This window comes from Kitasatospora sp. NPDC058190 (assembly GCF_042883685.1).
Classification (GTDB): Bacteria; Actinomycetota; Actinomycetes; order Streptomycetales; family Streptomycetaceae; genus Kitasatospora.
In genome coordinates, this window is the sequence record NZ_JBHVVI010000004.1 from 67,813 (window position 1) to 87,967 (window position 20,155).

At 74.2% G+C, this 20,155-nt stretch carries 19 protein-coding genes; 10 read left to right on the top strand and 9 right to left on the bottom strand.

Translation table 11 applies throughout. From position 1 onward, the window contains the following. The 3 genes from ACFVWU_RS03085 to ACFVWU_RS03095 form a co-directional block, all read right to left on the bottom strand. On the bottom strand, window positions 1-715 hold a 715-nt coding region (locus ACFVWU_RS03085; protein WP_387614732.1), incomplete at its 3' end, for a DedA family protein. A 50-nt stretch (window positions 716-765) separates the two neighbouring features. Further along, window positions 766-969, bottom strand: coding sequence for a DUF1918 domain-containing protein (locus ACFVWU_RS03090; protein ID WP_380612485.1), 204 nt, complete (start codon window positions 967-969; stop codon window positions 766-768). Window positions 970-1,091: 122 nt separating this feature from the next. Continuing rightward, the gene (locus tag ACFVWU_RS03095) at window positions 1,092-1,760 is read right to left on the bottom strand and encodes a TetR family transcriptional regulator (protein ID WP_387614735.1); all 669 of its coding nucleotides are present in this window, start codon (window positions 1,758-1,760) and stop codon (window positions 1,092-1,094) included. Between the two features lie 358 nt (window positions 1,761-2,118). Here ACFVWU_RS03095 and ACFVWU_RS03100 point away from each other — a divergent pair, with 358 nt between their 5' ends. The 10 genes from ACFVWU_RS03100 (at window position 2,119) to ACFVWU_RS03145 (ending at window position 13,619) form a co-directional block, all read left to right on the top strand. Beyond that, window positions 2,119-2,916 carry a phytanoyl-CoA dioxygenase family protein gene (locus ACFVWU_RS03100; protein WP_387614738.1) on the top strand — a complete coding sequence of 266 codons (798 nt, stop codon included), beginning with the start codon at window positions 2,119-2,121 and terminating at the stop codon, window positions 2,914-2,916. Between the two features lie 11 nt (window positions 2,917-2,927). After that, window positions 2,928-3,497 carry a DUF6309 family protein gene (locus tag ACFVWU_RS03105; protein ID WP_387614741.1) on the top strand — a complete coding sequence of 190 codons (570 nt, stop codon included), beginning with the start codon at window positions 2,928-2,930 and terminating at the stop codon, window positions 3,495-3,497. Beyond that, the gene (locus tag ACFVWU_RS03110; RefSeq protein WP_387614744.1) at window positions 3,494-7,573 is read left to right on the top strand and encodes an AMP-binding protein; all 4,080 of its coding nucleotides are present in this window, start codon (window positions 3,494-3,496) and stop codon (window positions 7,571-7,573) included. Before ACFVWU_RS03105 ends, ACFVWU_RS03110 begins: the two co-directional genes overlap by 4 nt. Before the next feature lie 35 nt (window positions 7,574-7,608). After that, window positions 7,609-8,877, top strand: coding sequence for an aspartate aminotransferase family protein (locus ACFVWU_RS03115; RefSeq protein WP_387614747.1), 1,269 nt, complete (start codon window positions 7,609-7,611; stop codon window positions 8,875-8,877). A gap of 11 nt (window positions 8,878-8,888) precedes the next feature. Next, window positions 8,889-9,758 carry a TauD/TfdA family dioxygenase gene (locus tag ACFVWU_RS03120; RefSeq protein ID WP_387614750.1) on the top strand — a complete coding sequence of 290 codons (870 nt, stop codon included), beginning with the start codon at window positions 8,889-8,891 and terminating at the stop codon, window positions 9,756-9,758. Continuing rightward, window positions 9,746-10,513, top strand: a complete 768-nt coding sequence (locus ACFVWU_RS03125) for an SDR family oxidoreductase (RefSeq protein ID WP_387614753.1) — start codon at window positions 9,746-9,748, stop codon at window positions 10,511-10,513. The genes ACFVWU_RS03120 and ACFVWU_RS03125 overlap by 13 nt, the downstream gene beginning before the upstream one ends. Window positions 10,514-10,516: 3 nt before the next feature. After that, window positions 10,517-11,272, top strand: coding sequence for a methyltransferase domain-containing protein (locus ACFVWU_RS03130; RefSeq protein WP_387614756.1), 756 nt, complete (start codon window positions 10,517-10,519; stop codon window positions 11,270-11,272). 195 nt (window positions 11,273-11,467) lie between these two features. Continuing rightward, the gene (locus tag ACFVWU_RS03135) at window positions 11,468-11,821 is read left to right on the top strand and encodes a RidA family protein (RefSeq protein ID WP_387614759.1); all 354 of its coding nucleotides are present in this window, start codon (window positions 11,468-11,470) and stop codon (window positions 11,819-11,821) included. A 79-nt stretch (window positions 11,822-11,900) separates the two neighbouring features. Continuing rightward, entirely contained in the window at window positions 11,901-12,599 is a 699-nt protein-coding gene (locus ACFVWU_RS03140) for an alpha/beta fold hydrolase (RefSeq protein ID WP_387614762.1), read from the top strand. A 342-nt stretch (window positions 12,600-12,941) separates the two neighbouring features. Further along, window positions 12,942-13,619, top strand: coding sequence for an LPXTG cell wall anchor domain-containing protein (locus ACFVWU_RS03145; protein WP_387614765.1), 678 nt, complete (start codon window positions 12,942-12,944; stop codon window positions 13,617-13,619). 209 nt (window positions 13,620-13,828) lie between these two features. On the opposite strand, the gene ACFVWU_RS03150 is transcribed toward ACFVWU_RS03145, so the two are convergent. The 6 genes from ACFVWU_RS03150 to ACFVWU_RS03175 form a co-directional block, all read right to left on the bottom strand. Next, window positions 13,829-14,530 (bottom strand): hypothetical protein, encoded by a 702-nt coding sequence (locus tag ACFVWU_RS03150; RefSeq protein ID WP_387614768.1) that lies wholly within the window; start codon window positions 14,528-14,530, stop codon window positions 13,829-13,831. A 358-nt stretch (window positions 14,531-14,888) separates the two neighbouring features. Next, window positions 14,889-15,905 carry a carbohydrate kinase gene (locus tag ACFVWU_RS03155; RefSeq protein WP_387614771.1) on the bottom strand — a complete coding sequence of 339 codons (1,017 nt, stop codon included), beginning with the start codon at window positions 15,903-15,905 and terminating at the stop codon, window positions 14,889-14,891. Then, window positions 15,902-16,891, bottom strand: a complete 990-nt coding sequence (locus ACFVWU_RS03160) for a zinc-dependent alcohol dehydrogenase family protein (protein WP_387614774.1) — start codon at window positions 16,889-16,891, stop codon at window positions 15,902-15,904. Before ACFVWU_RS03160 ends, ACFVWU_RS03155 begins: the two co-directional genes overlap by 4 nt. Beyond that, the gene (locus tag ACFVWU_RS03165) at window positions 16,888-17,724 is read right to left on the bottom strand and encodes a carbohydrate ABC transporter permease (RefSeq protein WP_387614777.1); all 837 of its coding nucleotides are present in this window, start codon (window positions 17,722-17,724) and stop codon (window positions 16,888-16,890) included. Before ACFVWU_RS03165 ends, ACFVWU_RS03160 begins: the two co-directional genes overlap by 4 nt. Next, window positions 17,724-18,677 (bottom strand): carbohydrate ABC transporter permease, encoded by a 954-nt coding sequence (locus tag ACFVWU_RS03170; protein ID WP_387614780.1) that lies wholly within the window; start codon window positions 18,675-18,677, stop codon window positions 17,724-17,726. The genes ACFVWU_RS03165 and ACFVWU_RS03170 overlap by 1 nt, the downstream gene beginning before the upstream one ends. 90 nt (window positions 18,678-18,767) lie before the next feature. Then, the gene (locus ACFVWU_RS03175; RefSeq protein WP_387614783.1) at window positions 18,768-20,105 is read right to left on the bottom strand and encodes an ABC transporter substrate-binding protein; all 1,338 of its coding nucleotides are present in this window, start codon (window positions 20,103-20,105) and stop codon (window positions 18,768-18,770) included. Window positions 20,106-20,155: the final 50 nt, after the last annotated feature.

The following is a 20,155-nucleotide window of genomic DNA, read 5'->3' on the forward strand; positions in this document are numbered from 1 at the left end:
GGCGGGGGCCGGGCTGGGGGGGGCGGTTGGGGGTGTCCCCGCGGCGCTCGGCGGGTGGCCCGCGGGCGCCGGGGTGGGCGCCTCCGCGGCGCCGACGCCGGTAGCGCAGCACCTGCCGGAGCAGGAAGGCCGCGACCAGCAGCCCGAGACCGATCGCGAACCAGAGCTGGTAGTGGATCGCCGTCTGGTAGACCGTGCCGATGTTGGCCCCGGCGACATAGCCGAAGGTGCCCCACACCGCGGTCCACAGCACCGCGCCCAGCAGGTTGAAGACCGCGAAGCGGCGCCACGGCATCTCGGTGGTCCCGGCGATGATGCCGTTGTACTGGCGCAGCCCGTCCACGAAGCGGGCGACCGCGACGACCTTGCCGCCGTGCCGCGCGAAGAAGCCGTCCGCGCGTTCCATCCGGGCCGGGGTGAGCAGCACGTAGCGGCCCCAGCGGTGGACGAAGGCGCGCCCGCCGGTGTGGCCGATCAGGTAGCCGAGGCCGTTGCCGACCGTGGCGGCGCCCGCCGCGATCAGCAGGACGGCGGCGAAGTCCAGGTGCCCGCTGCCGGCGTACACCGAGGCGAGCACCAGGATGGTCTGCCCGGGCACCGGGATGCCGCAGTTGTCGAGCAGGACGAGCAGCGCCACCGCGAGGTACCCGTAGTGGTCCAGCAGTGGCGCGAGATCGGCGAGCGCCCCGGGCAGCGGGGTCGAGGAGGCGGACACCGCTCCTCACCACCTCGCGCGGGTCGGGCACGGGGCGGTGGGGGAGTCGGTCAGTGTTCCGCCTGGCTGGACTTGATGTGCTCGATGTTGCAGTCGGGGCCGGGGTAGATCAGGCCTTCGTGGCCGTCCTCGAAGCGGACCACGTACGGGGGCTCGCCGTCGGTGCCGCGCACCTCCGTGATGATGCCCTTCTGGTCCACCATGCCCACCGACCTGCTGTGGATATGGAGCTGGTCACCTACCGCTGCGTGCATGGTCGTGCTCCTCGGGTCGCGGTGGCCGCCTCCGCGGCCGTTCCGCTTTCCACTGTGCTGCGGGCGCGGCGGGCTCGCAACGGCTCGGGCGGACGGGATGCGCGGGGCCCGTGGGTCGTGCGTCAGCCGCCGGACGGCTGTTGCGCCAGGTAACCGCGCACCAGCCGCTTGCATTCGGCGATCAGCGCCGGATCGCCGTCCGGGTCCCCCCGGAAGGCGAGTTTGAGCACCGCGTCGGCCGCCTCCAGGGCGACCCGCAGGGTGAGCGTGGTGGCCGCCGGGTCGCCCGCGGCGAACAGTTCGCCGCCGAGCGCCTGCAGCCGCAGGGCGACGGCGGTGTTGTTGTCCACGCCCGCGTCCAGCAGGTGCTGCTCATCCCGGACCCCGGCCGGCACCGCGGTGCCGGCCAGCCCGAAGTCCACCTGGCCGAACCCGGGCACCGCGCGCTTCATCGCGACGAACTCCTCCACCGCGAGGTCGGTGAAGCCGGCCGGGCCGACCGGCGCGGAGGCGGCCATCCGGGCGTCCAGCCGCTGGAGGTACCGGTCGAGGTTGCGGGTGGCGAGCGCGGCCAACAGGTCCTCCTTGCCGGCGAAGAACTGGTACAGGGTGCCGATCGGCACCTGGGCGCGCTGGGCGACCTCCTTGGTGGTCAGCGCGGTCGGCCCGACCTCGTCCAGCAGCCCGGCGCAGGCGTCCAGGATGCGGCTGTACCGCTCCTGGCTGCGCTGCTGGACCGGCCGCCGCCGCGTCGGCCCGGGCGTTTGGTGACTCCGAGTGTCCGAACTCATGCCGCCACTTTGCCGCATCCGCTGTGCCGACGGCGAATCACCGGGGCGCGGAAGGACCGGTGTTTCCGGTGGGGGAGGAATCGACTGGTGGCCGGAGCTGAACGGCACGGTGGCGGGAAGGTGTCCACGGGTTGGCGTTGGTCTTGTCGTGGACGCGAAGACCGGTTCATACTCCTGAGGCGGATCACCTTGCGTGATCACGGCGTGCCTCTTCGTGCTGATCGCGCGCGAACTCAGCTGTCCGTGGCGACGACGGACGACACCGCCGCCACCCGAAGTCTGGACGGACCCGTGTGCCTCCTGTCCCGTACCGCGTCCCGTTGTGCGTCCCGTCGAACGGAAGGAGGGGATCGGTTCGGTGACCTTGTTCTCCACCGGGCGTGAGGCCCTCGACACCGAGCACCGCCGTCAGTTCCTGGAGTCCGGCTACCTGGTCCTGCCCGCACTCCTGCCCGAAGCACTGCGCGAACGCCTCGTCCCCGAGGTGGACCGGTGGGTGGACGAGGGCCTGCGGGCCCGCTCGATCGAAGCCTGCACCGACCCCGACCGGCACGGACCGCCCCCGCTGCTGGAACTGGAGCTCCCCGCCCACGGCCGGCTGCTCACCCACCCGCCGCTGATGCGGGCGCTGACCGGGCTGATCGGGCCCTCCTTCGTCTTCCACCACCTGCACAGCGACCGCCAGGCCCCGGGCATCCCCGGAAAGCCCTGGCACCACGACTGCGAGCCCAACGACGGCCCCGACCCGGCGCTGGTGATGGTCCACGCGCTGCACTACCTCGGCGGCCTGGACGAGAAGGTCGGCAGCCTGGCCGTGCTGCCCGGCTCGCACCACAGCACCGCCGGCAAGGCCGCCTACGTCCACCACGGCACCGCGGAACTGCCCGGCGAGGTGGTCATCGACCGGCTGCCGCCCGGCTCCACCGTGCTGCTCAACTCGGCGCTGTTCCACACCCGCAGACCGGCACCCGACGGGCCGGGCAGGCCCCGGTACTTCATCGACGCCTCGTACTGCCAGGTGGGGGCGCGCTGGCGCCCGGTGAAGCCCTACTGGCGGCAGATGCTCGCCCGGGCCCGCGAACTGGACCTGGCCGACGGCCAGTGGCCCGAGCTGTTCGGGGAACACCACTTCACCGAATACACCGGAACCGTCTGAGGAGCACAACCGTGGAGATCGTCACCGCCGTCGCCTACCCCGAGGTCCACGACGCCTACCTGCGGGACCACCCGGTGGAGCGGGCCCACGAGGCGAACAGCAACCTGTACGGCGAGGAGAACGTCGAACGCGCCGACCGCATCCCCGGCGGCTGGTGGCGGGTCCGGCTGAGCCGGGCCGACCTCCTCGGCGTCGTCCTGCCCTGGCACCTCAGCGAGGGCGGCGAGCTCGAACTCGTCCCGCGCACCGGGCTGACCGTGGCCCAGGCGGCCGAACGCGTCCGCTCCGGCGGCGCCGCCTGGGCGGTGGCCAACCCGGTCTGCGCGGGCAAGCTGCGGATGCTGCGCCGGGCGCCGTTCACGCCGCTGTTCCTCAGCACCGGGCCGGTCGACCACCCCGACTACGCGGACCTGCTGGTCCGGGAGGGACTGATCCACATCGACGGCCTGCACCGCATGCTGGCCTGGGAGTTGGCCGGGCGGCTGCCCGAACGGGCCGGACTGGACGGATACCTGGTGGGCGACCCCGGGGTGTTCGCCCGGTCGGTGGGAGCGGCACGGACCGGGGACGAGTCGGCGTGACCCCCGCGACGCAGCACCTCCGCTCCGCGTCCGCCACCAACGCGCTGACCGCGCTCCTGTCGCAGCTCGCCAGGTCCCACCCCGACCGGCCCGCCCTCACCGACGGCGTCCGCGCCTACGACTACCGCACGCTCGACACCGCCGCCGGGCGGATCGCCGCCCGGCTGGCCGCCGGTGGCACCGGGCGGGGCGACCGGGTCGCCCTGCTCGGCCCCCGGGACGCCCGGATGCTGGTGCTGCTGCACGGGGTGCTGCGCTCCGGCGCGGCGGCCGTGCTGGCCGACCCGGACTGGTCGGCGGCCGACCTCGCCCGGCGCCTGGCGGCCGTCCGGGTCTCGCGGGTGCTCGCCACCGGGGGCGGCCTCGGCGGGGAGGTGGTGGACGTCGAGGCGGCCGGCCCGTCGTGGTCGGGCGGCGAGGCGGCGGGGGAGGACCTCGCCTACCTGTCCTTCACCTCCGGGTCCAGCGGCGAGCCCAAGGCGGTGGCGGTCACCCACGACAACGCCGTGCACTACGCCCTGTCGCTGGCCGCGCGGCTCGGCCTGACCCGGGCGGACGCCCCCCGCCTGGCGCACGTCACCACGCTGGCCGCCGACCTCGGGCACACCGCCTGGCTGCTCGCCCTGGCCACCGGGGGCTCGGTGCACGTCGTCCCCGACCGGGAGGTGCGCGACCCGGAGGCCTTCTGGGGCTCGCTGCGCCGGGCCGGGGTCGACACCCTGAAGACCACGCCCTCGCACCTGACCGCCCTGCTGGAGGGGCGCCCGGCCGACGCGGCGCCGCTGCGCACCCTGCTGCTGGGCGGCGAGGCGCTGCCGCGTCCGCTGGCGGCCGCGCTGCTGGACGGCAAGGTCACCGAGCGGTTGGTCAACCACTACGGGCCGACCGAGACCACCGTCGGGGCCACCTGCTTCCTCGCCGCCTCCGCCCGGGAACTACCCGCCGGGGAGCCGACCGTGCCGATCGGCAGCGGGATCGGCGAGGTGCTGCTCACCCTGGTGGACGGGCGGGGGCGGGCGGCGGCCGAGGGGGAGCTGCTGGTCGGCGGGCGGGGCGTCAGCGCCGGGTACTTCGGGCGGCCGGCCGAGACCGCCCGCGGCTTCGTCCGGCGGGACGGCCGACTGATGTACCGGACCGGCGACGTGTGCCGCCGGCGGGCCGACGGGGAGCTGGTCTTCCTCGGGCGGGTGGACCGCCAGGTGAAGGTCCGGGGCTACCGGGTCGACCTCGCCGAGGTCGAGCGGGCCATGGACGGGTACCCGGGCGTCGCCGGCTCGGCGGCACTGCTGCGGGAGACCGCCGTCGGGAACCAACTGTTCGGTGCGGTAAGGCTGTTGGAGGGCGCCGACGTCGAGGGCCTCGATGCGTATCTGCGCGACCGGCTGCCCGGCTACTCGGTGCCGCAGCCGATCCTGATGCTCGCGGAGTTCCCGGTCGGGCCGAACGGCAAGCTGGACCGGCCGCGGCTGGGCGAGCTGGTCGCCGAACTGGTCGAGGCCAGGGCGGAGCCGTCGGGGCCCGGCGGGGACGGCCTGGCGGGGGAGATCGCCCGGTTCTGGGCCGGCGCGCTCGGGCTGTCCGGCGTCGGGCCGCAGGCGGACGTGCTCGCCCTCGGCGGGGACTCCATCCTCGCCATGCGTACCATCGCCCTCCTGCGGCGCTCCGGGCTGCGGGTCGCCTACGAGGACTTCTACCGGCACCCGACGGCGGCCGGGCTGGCCGCGGTGGCGGTGCCGGTCGCCGCTGCCGTTCCGGCTCCGCGCCGACCCGGTGGCGGCACCCGACTCGCGCCCGCCCAGCGCTGGCTGTACCGGCAGCGGTCCGTCGAGGACCCGCGGCACTGGAACCAGTCCGTCCTGCTGCGCTGCCGCACCGCCGTCGACCCGGCCGCGCTCTCGGCGGCGGTCGCGGCCGTGCTGGAACGCCACCCGGCGCTGCGCCGGCCCGTCTCGCCGGACGGGTACGGCGAACCCCGGGCGGTGACCGAGCTCGACCCGCTCTCCCACTCCCGGATCCCGCGCGCGGCGGGCGCGATCGCCGACACCGTCACCGGAGTCTGCACCGAACTCCACCGCAGCCTCGACCCCCTGGCCGGACGGCTGCTGCGCGCCCACCTGTTCACCGGCCCGCCCGGCACCGACGACCGACTGGCGCTGATCGCCCACCACCTGGTGGTGGACGGGCTGTCCTGGCGGATCCTGCTGGACGACCTCGCCCACGCCTACCGCGCGGTGCTCGACCAGGCCGGGTCCGATCGACAACCGGCCGACCTGCCGCCGACCCCCGACTTCTACCGGTGGGCGGCGGCCGCGCCGCCCCCGCCCGCGGCGCCGGAGGCTCCGGCGCCGCCCGTGCCGCCCGCCCGACCGGCCGCGCTCTGCTGGGCCCTGGACGAGGACGCCACCGCCCGGCTGGTCGCCCGGCACGGTGGCGGGGCCGGGCTGGAGGCCGTCCTGCTCACCGCCTTCGCCGGAGCCGTCGCGCACTGGCAGGGTGAGCCCCGGCTCGCGGTGGAGGTGGAGACCCACGGCCGGGACACGGTCGGCGACCCGGGCGAATTCCTGGACACCGTCGGCTGGTTCACCGCCGTCAAGCACGTCGAGCTGGACCCCTCGGCGGGCGCCGGGGACGCCGCGCGGCGGCTGCGCGAGGCGCCCGTCCGCCCCATGGACGCACCGGGCGAACGCCCCGCCGTCGGGTTCAACTTCCTCGGCACCTTCCGGCTGCCCGAGGAGCCCACGCTGGACTGGACGGTCGCCGACGAGCAGGCGGGCCTGGCCCGCTGCGCCGGGGGCGACCCGCTGTACCGACTGCGGCTCACCGCACGGGTGGTGGAGCAGCGGCTGGTCGCCGACCTGGTGTACGGGTGGCCCGGCGTGCCCCACCCCGCCGCCGAGCGGATCGCCGCCCGCTTCGCCGAGGCGCTCGCGGGGCCGTCGGCGGAGCAGCCCGTCCGCGCGCCGCTCTCCACCTCCGGCCAACTGCTGCACGCCCGGGTGCCGCCCACCGCCCGGGTGGACGTCCGCGAACCCGCCCGGGTGCTGCTCACCGGCGCCACCGGCTACCTCGGCCGGCACCTGCTGGACGCCTTCCTGCGGCGCGGCGCCGAGGTCACCTGCCTGGTCCGGGCCGCGGACGAGGCGGAGGCGGCACGCCGCCTGGCCGTCGGCCGGGCCCGGGCCGTCGCCGGGGACATCGACCGGGACGGCCTCGGCCTCTGCCCGGCCGCGCTGGAGCGCGCCCGCACCGCCCGGATCGTGGTGCACGCGGCGGCGGACGTCCGGCTGGTCGCCTCGCCCGACGAGCTGGAGCGCACCAATCACACGGCGGTGCGCCGGCTGCTCGGCTGGATCGAGGAGCACACGCCGACGGCCGCGCTCCACCACGTCTCCACCCTCGCCGTCTCCGGCGGGGTGGACGGCCCGCCGCGCCGCTTCAGCGAGGCCGACCTGTGGATCGGCCAGCACTTCCGGACCCCGTACGAGCGCACCAAGTACCGGGCCGAGCAGGCCGTTCGGGCCTGGGCGGCCACCGGGCACGCCGCCTACCTGTACCGCAGCGGGCACATCGCCGCGCACAGCCGGACCGGTGCCTTCCAGGCCAACGCCGGCGACAACCGGATCTACCAGCTGATCCGCGGCTACCTGCTGGCGGGCGCCGCCCCCAGCCGGCCGGACACCTCTTTCGCGTTCTCGCACGTGGACACGGTGGCCGCCGGGATCGCCGCGATCGCCCTCGACCCGTACGCCGCACCCGGCGCCTACCACGTGGAGAACCCGTACGCCGTGCCGCACGACGAACTCGTGGGCCGGCTCGCCGAGTTCGGTTACCCCGTCCGGCTCACCGACGACGGGGCCTTCGCGGCCGCCATCGCCCGGGCCGAGCGTCGGCACCCGGCGGCCGCCCGACTGGCCGCCGCCTGGGCGCAGCAGGAGGAGCGCAACGTCCGGGTGGACAGCGCCTACACCACCTCCGTACTCGACCGTTTGGGCGTCCGCTTCGCCGCGCCGACCCCGCAGTGGTGGTCGGCCGCGCTCACCTGGGCGTCCGAGGCGGGCTACCTCCCGCCCCGCTGACCCGATCCACCCGACTCACAGAAAGGCAGACTCCGTTGCCCCAGCTCTCCCCGGTGCTCAAGCAGGCCACCCCGGTCGTCGCCGTGCGCGGCGAAGGCCTCCACCTCTACGACGCCGACGGCCGCCGCTACCTCGACTTCACCTCCGGCGTGGGGGTGACCAGCACCGGCCACTGCCACCCCCGGGTGGTCGAGGCCGTCCGCGAACAGGCCGGCCGGCTGGTCCACGGCCAGTACACCACCGTCCTGCACGACCAACTGCTCACCCTCACCGAACGGTTGGGCGAGGTCCTGCCGGTCGGCCTGGACTCGCTGTTCTACGCCACCGCTGGGACGGAGGCCGTGGAGGCCGCGCTGCGGCTGGCCCGGCACGCCACCGGGCGGCAGAACGTGATCGTCTTCGAGGGCTCCTTCCACGGCCGCACCATGGGCGCGGCCGCCCTCACCACCGCCGGGACCCGCTTCCGGGCGGGCATCGGCCCGCTGGTGCCCGGGGTCGCGGTGGCGCCCTTCCCGGCCGCGTTCCGGCTGCGACTCTCGCTGGGGCTCTCCGAGGAGGAGGCGGTGGCGCACGCCCTGCGCGGGCTGGACGAGGTGCTCGCCACCGTCTCCGCGCCCGCCGAGACGGCGGCCATGTTCGTCGAGCCGGTGCTCGGCGAGGGCGGCTACGTCCCCGCTCCGGCCGGGTTCCTGGCCGGACTGCGCGAGCGGGCCGACCGGCACGGCATCCTGCTGGTGGTGGACGAGGTGCAGACCGGCTTCGGCCGCACCGGCCGGTTCTGGGCCCACCAGTACGAGGACGGTGTGCTGCCCGATGTGCTGATCACCGCCAAGGGCCTGGCCAGCGGCTTCCCGCTGTCCGCGATCGCCGCGCCGACCGAACTGATGCGGCGCGCCTGGCCCGGCTCGCAGGGCGGCACCTACGGCGGCAACCCGGTGGCCTGCGCCGCCGCCCTGGCCACCCTGGACGTGCTGCGCGAGGAGCGGCTGGTCGAGAACGCCGCCGAGCAGGGCGTACGGCTGCTGGACGGGCTGCGGGCGGTCGCCGCCGAGGCGTCCGGCATCGCCGACGTCCGGGGCCTCGGGCTGATGGCGGCCAGTGAGTTCTGCCGCCCGGACGACTCGCCGGACCCGGACGCCGCCCGGCGGGTCCAGCAGACGGCGGCCGACCTCGGCCTGCTGCTCCTGCTCTGCGGGACCCACCTCAACGTGGTCCGGATGATCCCCGCCCTGGTCGTCACGGCCGGGCAGATCGACGAGGCGCTGGCGCTCTGGTCCAAGGCCGTCGCGGCCGGGGCCCGGTAGGGGGAGGTCTGATGAGCGAGCACACGGTGGCCGAAATCGGCTGGAGCAGTCTGGAGTTGGAGGCTCGGCGGGAGCTGTGGTCGCTGCCGCTGGGCGAGCAGGAGCGGCGGCTGCTCCGGGCCGATGCGCGGGCCGGGCGCTGGGGCGCGGCCGGGCCGGTGCGCGAGCGGCTGCGGACCTTCGTCCGGGACGGCATCGCCTCCGTCGGCCTCGCCCACATCGGCCGACTGGTCGACCCGGAGCTGCCGGAGCAGGAGATCACCGAGGCGGTCTCCTTCCTGCTACGGGACTACGGCCGGATCGTGCCGCAGAACGGGCGCGGCGACCTCACCTCGGTGCTGCGCGACCAGGACGGCGACGGCAACACCGAACTCGGCTTCCACTGCGACACCTGTGACCTTCTCGTCCTGCTCTGCATCCAACCCGCCTACCACGGCGGCGGGTTGACCAAGCTGGCGAGCGCCCGGCACGTCCACGACCTGATCGGGCAGGAGCGTCCGGACGCGCTGGCCACCCTCGGCGAGAACTGGACCTTCGACCGGAGCGGCCGGGCCGGCCCGCAGGTCGTGGTCACCCCGATCCTCTACCCGCAGAAGGACGGGACCATCGGCTGCTACTACCAGACCCGCACCGTCCGCTCCTCCCCCGACCGGGGCGGGCCCGAACTGACGGACCGTCAGTGGGAGGCGCTGGGCGTGCTCGACGAGGTGCTGTACCGGCCGGAGATCGCCTTCGGGTTGCCGATGGCCGCCGGGGACCTGCTGATCATCCGCAACAGCCGGGTGCTGCACGGGCGTTCACCGTACGTGGACGAACCCGGGCCGCACGCCCGGCGGATGCTGCGGATCTGGCTGAACGAGGGGGAGGCGTGGACGCCGTGAATCAGTCGCACGGAAAGGTCGCCCTGGTCACCGGCGGTGGCAGCGGGCTCGGCCGGGCCTCCTCGCTCGCCCTGCTGGCGGCGGGCTGGACGGTGGTGCTGGCCGGGCGGCGCAAGGACGCGCTGGAGGAGACCGCCGTGCTCGCGGAGGTCGATCCGGCGCGGATCCTCGCCGTACCGACCGACATCCGCAGCCCCGAGGAGGTCGCCCGGCTCTTCGACGCCGTCCGCGACCGCTACGGCCGGCTCGACCTGCTGTTCAACAACGCGGGTGCGGCCGCCCCGCGCCGGCCGATCGTCGAGACCCCGTTCGCGGACTGGAACCGGGTGCTGGACACCATCGTCACCGGCAGCTTCCTGTGCGCCCGGGAGGCCTTCCGGCTGATGAGCACCCAGTCCCCGCAGGGCGGCCGGATCATCAACAACGGCGCGCCCTCGGCCCACGTGCCCCGCCCCAACTCCCTGGCCTACACGGCCGCCAAGCACGCCGTCCTCGGCCTCACCAAGGTGCTCGCCCTGGACGGCCGCCCGTACGGCATCTCCTGCGGGCAGATCGACGTCGGCAACGTCGCCCCGCCGGACGGCGGTCCGCAGCCCGCCGCGATGCAGGCCGACGGCACGATGGCGGTCGAGGCGACCATCCCGGTGGAGCGCTTCACCGAGGCCCTGGTGCTGATGGCCTCGCAGCCGCCCGACACCACCATCCAGTCCCTGGTGGTGCTGCCGAGCACCATGCCGTTCGTGGGGAGGGGATGAGCCGTGCTGGTCAGCGCCCGCTCCTTCGCGGAGTACCGCGCGATGTTCGCGCTCACCGACCGGGACTTGGAGCAGCGCATCCTGGACTGCCCGGCCGGCGCGGCGGGCTTCGTCGCCGAGGCGGGACGGCGCGGCATCGACGCGGTCGCCGTCGACCGTGAATACGCCACGCACCGGGAGGAGTTGGGGCTGCTCGTCGAGCGGGAGACGCTGTTCAAGCGCGGGCAGCTGATGCGGGAGGCCCCGGACTTCGTCTGGTCCTGGTACGGCGATCCGGGCGGCCTGATCCGGGAACGGATCGCCGGGGCCCGGCTGTTCCGGGCCGACATCGCGGCCCGGCCGGAGCGCTACCTGGCCGGGGCGCTGCCCGAACTGCCCTTCGCGGAGGGCTCCTTCGACCTGGTGCTCAGCTCGCACCTGCTGTTCTCGTACGGCAACCGACTGGGGGAGGACTTCCACCGGGCGGCGCTGCTGGAACTCGCCCGGGTGGCGCGACGGGAGGTCAGGATCTTCCCGGTGATGGTGTACGACACCGGCGAGCGGTACGAAGGGCTGGACCGGCTGCTGGAGGAGCTGGCGGGGGTCGGGATCGGGAGCCGGGTGGAGCGGGTGGCGTACGAATTCCAGCCCGGGGGCGACGAGATGCTGGTGCTCTCCTGCGCCGGGTACCGGGCGCCGGCCTCGGCGGCACCCCGGGCCGCCGCCTCCGATCCGGTGCGGTGGCGACACCGGGAGGGGGTACCCGGCAGAACCGTTTGATCAACGTGGGGGCACCTCCCGGCCGAAGGCCGGGGGAGCGTCGCGAGCCCGGCGAGGATCCAGGAGACAGGCCCTCGGGGTGGACCGGCGGGAGCCGGCCGTCCGAGCCTTGGACGGCGACGGCCGAGCCGTGCGGTCCTGTGGGAGCATGGCGCGATGGATCAAGGTCGACAGTTGGTCAGTTCAGCCTCACCCATGGAGCCCCGGATCGGCATGTCCCGGGCGGTCCGCAAGGGGTCGTACATCGCGGTGGCCGGCACCGCGCCGATCGGGGCGGACGGCGGGAACGTCGGGAAGGACGACGTCTACGCCCAGACGGTCCGGTGCCTGGACATCGCGGAGGCCGCGCTCGAGGCCGCGGGCTCGTCGCTCCAGGACGTCGTGCGGACCCGGATGATGCTCACGGACATCACGCGCTGGGAGGAGGCCGCCCGGGCGCACGGCGAGCGGTTCGCCGAGATCCGACCGGCCTGCACCTTCGTCGAGGTCTCCCGGTTCATCGACCCGGAGTGGCTGGTCGAGGTGGAGATCGACGCCGTTCTCGACTGACCCGGGGTGCGCCACTGTCGTGTCCGGGGCGTGGAAATTCCCTCGGCGGTCGCGGAGTCGGCCCGCTACGGTGACGATCATGGTGAACTTCGTACTGGTCGCGGGCGCGCGGCTCGGGGCCTGGGCCTGGGACGACGTGGTGGCGCACCTGCGGGCGGCCGGGCACGGCGTCCACCCGCTGACCCTCTCCGGCCTCGCCGACCGGCAGGGCGTCCCGGCCGGGCAGCGGACCCACGTCCAGGACATCGTGGCCGAGGTCGAGCGCCTCGACCTGCGCGAGGTCGTGCTGGTCGCTCACAGTTACGCAGGCGTTCCGGCGGGGCAGGCCGCGGCGCGGATCGGTGACCGGCTGGCGCACCTGGTGCTCGTCGACGCCGGCCTCCCGGTGGACGGCCGGTCGTTCGCCGAGGGTTGGCCGGACGGCGGGGTGGCGCTGACGGCGGCGATCGCCGGGAACGGCGGGTTCTGGCCGAGCGCCACCGCCGCCCACTTCGAGGGCCACGGCCTGACCGACGGGCAGATCGCCCGCATCGTCGCCGGCTCGACCCCGCACCCGGGCGCCAGCCTGACCGAACCCGCCGTGCTGACCCGCCCGTTGGCCGAGCTGCCCGCGACCTACTTGCTGTGCCTGCTCGCCGCGGCGGAACCCGACGAGGAGGTGGCCGAGTTGGTGGCCGACGGGCACTGGCGGCTGGTCGAGCTGGACACCGGGCACTGGCCGATGTTCTCCCGGCCGGCCGAGCTGGCCCGGATCCTGCTGGACACCGCCGGGCGGTGAGGCCTGCGGCCCCGTCAGACGCGCGGCCGGCCGTCGATGAGGACGGTCAGCACCTGGTCGGCGTCCTCCGGGGCGTGTTCGCGGGCCCGGGCGGCCGAGGCGATGAGGGTGAACAGGCCGTCGGCGGTGACGCCCGGGCTCCAGCCGGTGTCGGGGGCGACTGAACCGGATGGGGCACGACATCCGTGTGTCGGGACGAGAGCCCCGTGCCCCGCCTCCGCTCGTCGCCGCCACGGCCCGCGGAGGCGGCCCGGGCTCGCAGCCTCGCGCGCTTCCCCGCCATCCCCCCGGGACGCGCGCGAGGCTTTCCCACGCCATGAACTCCCGAGGAGAAAAGCACTGATGAAGCACGTACGGCGGGCGGCTGTGGCCACCGGGAGCGCGGTCGCCGCCCTCGCCCTGGCGAACAGCGGGACCGCCTTCGCCTGGAACCCGAGCGACGCCTCCGTGGAGATCGGTTGCCGGGCGGACGCCGGGCACGTCGAGCTCGTCCTCGGGAACCACTACAAGGCCGCGGGTGACTACACCCTCAGCCTGGTCGGCGGGACCGAGGAGTACCACGGCAGGATCGAGGCGCGGAGCACCGTCAAGCTGACCGTCGGCTACTCGGGCAAGGGCGACACCTGGCGCTACACCCTGGCGGACACCCACGTGGACAAGAAGGTGGCGGACGTTCCGCTCTGCCCGTCCGCCACCCCGACGCCGACCGGCACCCCGACCACCACCCCGTCCGTTCCGGCGACCCCGACGCCGACCGCGTCGGTCCCGGCCTCGCCGGTCGCCACGCCCTCGGCGACCACCCCGGCTCCGACTGCTCCCGGGACCACCCCGCGGGCCACGCCGACCACGCCGACCACGCCGGCCGCGACGCCCGGCGCCGGGGCGAGCACCGCGCCGGCCCTGGCGCAGACCGGTGGCGGGGGCAGCACCCCGCTCGCCCTGGCCGGTGGCGCCGTGCTGGCCGCCGGTGCGGGCCTGGTCCTCGTCGCCCGCAAGACCGCGGCCAAGCGTCGCGCCTGACCGGTCGTCACGCGGAGCGGCCCGGGGCGCCGGCGTCCTGGGGAACACCGGGCGCCGGTGCCCCGCGGCCGTGAGCAGTGGAGGCCACGGGCCGGGTGCCCGTGGAAGGGGGCGATATGGGTTCGGTGGACGGTAGGGGCGGCCGGTGTCCGGAGGATGCCGGACACCGGTGAACCGCCGCCGGTCCGTACGGGCGTGGAGCGGCCCGGTCAGGCCTCGGCGGGCGGGTCGGGGTCGGCGGCCGGTGGGGAGGGCGGGTCCGGGAGGAGCACGCCCGGGGCGAGGCGGAAGCGCTCCGGGCGGGCGATCGTCCGGCGATCGGCCGGCGCCACCTTGTCCCGGCGTTCCAGCCAGGCGCGCAGCCGGTCGCGTGCGCTGCGGTCCCGCTCGTCGTCCGGGCCCGCCGCCGACGGGCCGGTGGTCTCGCGCAGCAGCACCCGGGCGGGCCGGGCCGCGACGTCGACCACCACGAAACGGGTCCCCGGCGGGAAGGCGACCTGTGGCACCTCCTGGTCGTCCCCGAAGGCGGCGGTCCGTCGGCCGGTGGTCGACCAGACGACGAACTCGGCCGGAGTGCCGAGGGCGGCCGCAGGCGAGGCCAGGCCGGCAACCGGCCCCGGTTCGACGAGTGCCAGGCCGACGGAGAAGGCCTCGAGCGCCTCCGGCGTCAGGTCGGCACCCAGCAGCACGGCACCGTGGTGGCTCGGGAGCCGGCGCAGGCCCGAGCCCAGGCAGGCGAGGTACGGGCGAAGCGGCCCCGCGGCGCCACCGCGGGCCTCGGCGAGGAGGGCGGCGCGGTCGGCGGGGACGCCGGAGTCCTCGTGGTGCAGCAGCACGGCCACCAGGTCGGCCTTGAAGTCGTCCTGGCCGGGCCGGTCTCCTCTGGTGTTTCGGCGTGACGTCAGTAACATGAGTGATCCTCATGTTTCCGTCAGGCCCACCGGCGCCGGCAAGGTACCACGACGCCAGGCACCGGGCCCCAGTGCCGACTTGACCGACGCCTTGGTCCATCGCTGTGCGCGAACGCCTACGCCACCGCCACCGACCGGTTGCGGGCCTCGGTCTCGCTGGCGTGCCGTGACTCCAGGGCCAGCGCCAGGATCGCCCCGAGGACCAGCAGGACCACGACCACGACTCGGAGAGCGAAGACCTGACCGGCAACGGTCCGAGGGCTCTTGGCGGCAGGGTCGGTCGCGACGTTCGACCGTGCGCCCTTTCTTACACCGCCGCGAGGGTGACCACGAGGCGTGACGCCCGCCGGGACCGGCTTCAGAGGTCGAACGCCGCCAGCTCGGCCCGGGTCGGCGGATCCGCGCCGTGGCGGGCGCAGGTGAGCGCCGCCGTGCGGGCGGCCCGCTCCAGGGCGGCCACCAGCGCGGGGGACGGCTGCTCCGTGCTGGTCGCCCCGACCAGCCCGAAGCGACCGGCGCCCAGCAGCCCGCCCTCCAGGAGCCCGCTGATCAGGCCCGACATGAAGGCGTCACCGGCGCCGATGGTGTCGGCGACCTCGACCGGGGCGGCGGCCACGTCGTGGCGGCCGTGCCGCCAGTGGGCGCTCGCCCCCAGGGTGCCCCGCGTCAGTACGACCAGCGCGGGGCCGCGACGCGCCCACGCGGCGGCGATCTCCTGGGCGTCCTCCCCGGGGTACAGCCAGTCGAGGTCCTCGTCGCTGACCTTGACCACGTCGCTGAGCGCCACCAGCCGCTCCACCCGGGGCCGCTCCCGCCCGGGAGCGGCCAGGAGCGCCGGCCGCAGGTTGGGGTCGTAGGAGATCGTCGCGGCCGTCGGCGCTCCGCGGACCAGGGCGAGCACCCGGGCGGCTCCCGGTTCGAGCAGGGCGGCGACCGAACCGGCATGCAGGTGCTCGAAGGACTGCTCTCCGATCAGTTCGGTGACCGTCGGTGACAGGTCCCAGAAGATGTCGAAGGTGTAGGTGGCCCTGCCCTCGTCGTCGAGGACGGCCGTGGCGGTGGACGTCGGGCGGTCGCCGACCGCGTCGGGGGTGAGCGTCACGCCGTCGCGGGCCAGGTGGTCGCGGATCATCGAGCCGTACGCGTCGTCGCCCAGTCGGGTGGCGAGGTGGGCCTGGTGGCCGAGTCTCGCCAGGCCGAGGGCGGTGTTGGCGGGGCTGCCGCCCGGGTGGGCGCGCCGGCCGTCGGGGGTGTCGAGCACGTCGGCGAGCGCCTCACCGACGACCAGGACGGCCGGCGCGCGGCCGGTCGGGGCGGGGGCGGCCGGGGACGGGGCGGCGCGGTCGGCAGGGGGGAGCAGGGTGTGGTCGGTCACGGGGTGACCAGGATCTTCCGGCCCTGGCCCGCCTGGAAGCGCTGGAGGGCGGTGGCGTAGTCGGCGAGGGGATAGCGGTCGCTGATGAAGACCTCCGGGTCCAGCACCCCGGCGGCGAAGAGCGCGGCCGCGCGTTCGAAGCTGTGCAGCACGGCCATCGAGCCGGTGATGGTGATCTCCTGGTTGTAGATCTTGTACGGCTCGATGACGGCGCGGGCCGCGTAGGCGGCGACGCCGAACTGCAGGTAGGTGCCGCCCCGGCCGACGCGGCCGAGCGCGTCCTGGATCGCGTGCTCGTTGCCGGTGGCGTCGATCACCACGTCCCAGCCGCGGGGCTGGTCGAACTCCGCGGCGCCCGCGGCCGTGCGGTCGCAGCCGAGCAGGCGGGCCGTGGCCAGGCGCTCGTCGTTGAGGTCGACGACGTCCACCGAGGCCGCGCCGGTGCGCTTGGCGAGCTCCAGCATCATCAGGCCCATGGTGCCGGAGCCGTAGATGAGGACGTTGGACCCGATCCTGCCGCGCAGGACGTCGTAGCCGCGCACCGCGCACGAGAGCGGCTCGATGAGGGCGGCGTCCTCGACGCCGACGTGCTCGGGCAGCCGGACGCAGTTGGCGGCGGGGGCGACGGCGTACTCGGCCGCGGCGCCCGCCGTGGTGACGCCGATGGCGGCGTACCGCTCGCAGAGGTTGTCCCGGCCGAGGCGGCAGTAGTGGCACTCGTGGCAGTACAGCGAGGGGTCGACGGCGACCTTGTCGCCGACCGCGAGGTCCGTCACCCCGGCGCCGAGCGCCACGACCTCCCCGGCGAACTCGTGGCCGGGGACCAGCGGCAGGCTGGGGGCGAACTCGCCCTCCAGGATGTGCAGGTCGGTGCCGCAGAGGCCGCAGGCCGCGACCTTCACCACCACCTCGCCGGGGCCGGGCGTCGGGTCGTCCACGGTCTCGATGCCGAGTACACCGGGCGAGCTGATGACGACTGCCTTCACTTGACGGCTCCAAGGGAGAGGCCCTGGACGAGCTTGTCCTGGGCGGCGAAACCGGCGACGAGCACCGGCAGGGAGACACAGACGGCGGCCGCGCAGACCTTGGCCAGGAAGAGTCCCTGGCTGGTGACGAAGCCGGTGAGGAAGACGGGTGCGGTGCCGGCGACCACGCCGGTGAGGACCCGGGCGAACAGCAGCTCGTTCCAGCTGAAGATGAAGGAGATGAGGGCGGTCGCGGCGATGCCGGGAGCGGCCACCGGCGCCAGCACGCGCAGCAGCACCGCCGGCAGACCGGCGCCGTCGATGGCGGCCGCCTCCAGGATCTCCTTGGGCACCTCCGCGAGGAAGGAGCGCATCATCCACACCGCGATCGGCAGGTTCATCGAGGTGTAGAGGACGACGAGCAGCCAGATGTTGTCCAGCAGGCCGGCGTTCTGCGCGATCAGGTAGACGGGCAGCAGGGCCGCTACCGCCGGGAGCATCTTGGTGCTCAGGAAGAAGAACAGGGTGTTGGTCCACTTCCGGACCGGCTTGATGGCCAGCGCGTACGCGGCCGGGGTGGCCAGGGCCAGCACCAGGAGGGTGGACACCACGCTCGCGGTCATCGAGTTGATCAGCGGCGGCCAGGGGCTCATCCCCGTCCCGGCACCGAAGAACTCGCGGTAGCCCTGGAGGGTCAGCGGGGCGGCCACGCTCGGCGGGTTGGTCGCGGCGTCCTGCTCGCTGTGCAGCGAGGTGAGCACCATCCAGGCGAACGGAAGGAGGAAGAGCAGGCCGACCAGCCAGGCGGCGAGGCCGAGCAGGCTGTTGGTGCGGCGCACCCGGGTGGTGGTCATCAGCGGCTCTCCTCGCGGAACAGCGAGAGGACGGTGCGCAGCGCGAGGGTCGCGATGAGCGTGGTCAGCACGACCACGATCACCCCGTCCGCCGACGCCTGGCCGTAGTCGTGCCCCTCGTAGAACGTCCGGTAGACGGTGTACGGCAGGTTGGCGGTGCCCAGGCCGCCCGAGGTCAGGGTGAAGACCGCGTCGAAGTTCTGCACCACGTAGATGCTGCCGAGCAGGGCGGCCAGCTCCAGGTAGCGGCGCAGGTGCGGCAGCGTGATGTACCGGAAGATCTGCCAGGTGTTGGCGCCGTCCACCCGCGCCGCCTCAACGGCGTCCAGTGGGCGGCTCTGCAGCCCGGCGAGCAGGATCAGCATCATGAACGGCGTCCACTGCCACACCAGGGAGGCCTCCACCGACAGCAGCGGCAGGCTGGACAGCCAGTCCGGCTGCGGCGCGTCGTCGCCGGCCACCGCCGTGAGCAGGCCGTCGAACAGGCCGTAGGAGGCGTTGTAGAGCGCGTGCTTCCACAGCAGCGCGGAGGCCACCGGCACCACCAGGAACGGCGTGATCATCATCGTCCGCACCAGGCCTCGACCGAGGAAGCGGCGGTCGAGCAGCAGCGCCGCGCCGAGCCCCAGCAGGAGGCTGACGGCGACGACGGTGACGGTCAGCTCGACGGTCGTCAGGATGGACGTGCGCAGCGCCGGGTCGGTCAGCGCGTGGGCGTAGTTGGCGAGCCCGCCGAACCCGCGGCCCGCCGGGTCCAGGGCGTTCCACCGCATGAAGGAGATCGCCAGGGTGCCCACGAAGGGCAGCTGGGTGACCACGATCATGAAGATCAGGGCGGGGAGCAGGGGCGCGCGACGCGCCCAGGCCCCGCGCGGGCGTCGCTCGGGGGGCTCCGTGCGGCCGCGGCCGGCCACGGAGGCCTGCAAGGAGTCGGGTAGGGAGGCTGTGTTCATGGGAGTCCCTCGGGTGCGGGTGGCCCCCGGCTGGGAGGCGCGGTGTCAGCCGGGGCCCACCGGATGGGGGATGTCATTCGGTGGTGGCTGCTACTCGGCGTGCGCGGCGGCGACCTTCTCGGCGAGGCCCTGACTGGTGGCCAGTGCCTGGTCCACGCTGATCTGGCCCGCGATGGCGGAGCTGATCTGCTGGGACACCTGGGTGCCCAGGTCCTCGAACTCGGGGATGCCCACGAACTGGATGCCGGGGGCCGGGCGCGGCTGGACGCCGGGGTCGGCCGGATCGGCGGACTGCAGGGCGGTCAGCGTGGGTTGGGCGAACGCCGAGGCCGACTGCAGGTACTGGGGGGTGGCGTAGGTGGACGTCCGCTTGCCGGCCGGTACGCGGGACCAGCCCAACTGGGCGCCGACCAGCTGCTCGTACTGCTTGCTGGACGCCCAGGAGATGAACTTCCAGGCGTCGTCCTGGTGCTTGCTGGCCTTCTGCAGGCCCCAGGCCCAGGTGAAGAGCCAGCCCGAGCCGGCCGTCTGCTCCACCGGGGCGGGCACGTAGCCGATCTTCCCCGCGACCGGCGAGCCGGTCGTCTCCAGGGCGCCGGCCGCCGAGGTCGCGTCGTACCACATGGCGGTCTTGCCCTGCTCCAGGTTGTTGAGGCACTCGGTGAAGCCGGCCTCGGGCGCGCCGGCCTCGCCGTGGGAGCGGACCAGGTCGACGTAGAACGAGGTGGCCTTCTGGAAGGCGGGGCTGGTCAGTTGTGCGTGCCAGTCCTTGTCGAACCAGGTGCCGCCCATGGTGTTCACCACGGTGGTGAGCGGGGCGGTCAGCTCGCCCCAGCCGGGCTGGCCGCGCAGGCAGATGCCCTTCATGCCCGGCTGGGCGCCGTCCACCTGCGCGGCCAGTGCGGCGACCTGCTGCCAGGTGGGCTTGTCGGGCATGGTCAGCTGCTTGGCTGCGAAGACGTCCTTGCGGTACATCAGGAACGACGACTCGCCGTAGAACGGCTCGGCGTACATCTGGTCGTCCACCGTGAGCGAGGTGCGGATGGCGGGCAGGACGTCGTTCTGGTCGAAGGCCGCGTCGGCGTTCGCGCGCGGGGTCAGCGGGGTCAGCCACCCGTTCTTGGTGAAGATGGGCGTCTCGTAGTTGCTGATGGTCGCCACGTCGTACTGGCCGGACTGGCTGGAGAAGTCCTGCGTGATCTTGTGGCGGACGTCGTTCTCCGGCAGCACCGTGAAGTTGACCGTGATGCCGGTGGACTTGGTGAAGTAGTCGGCCGTCAGCTTCTGGAGGTCGATCATCTGCGGGTTGTTCACCATCAGCACGTTGATCGAGTGCCCGCCGCCGGTTCCGCCCGCCCCGCTGCACGACGTGAGGCCGACGGTGGTGAGCAGGGCGGCGCCGACCGCGAGGGCGCGTCTGGGGATCATGGGTGCTCCTGTTTCGAGTTCGTGCGGGTGCGACCGGCCGGCGGCGTGCG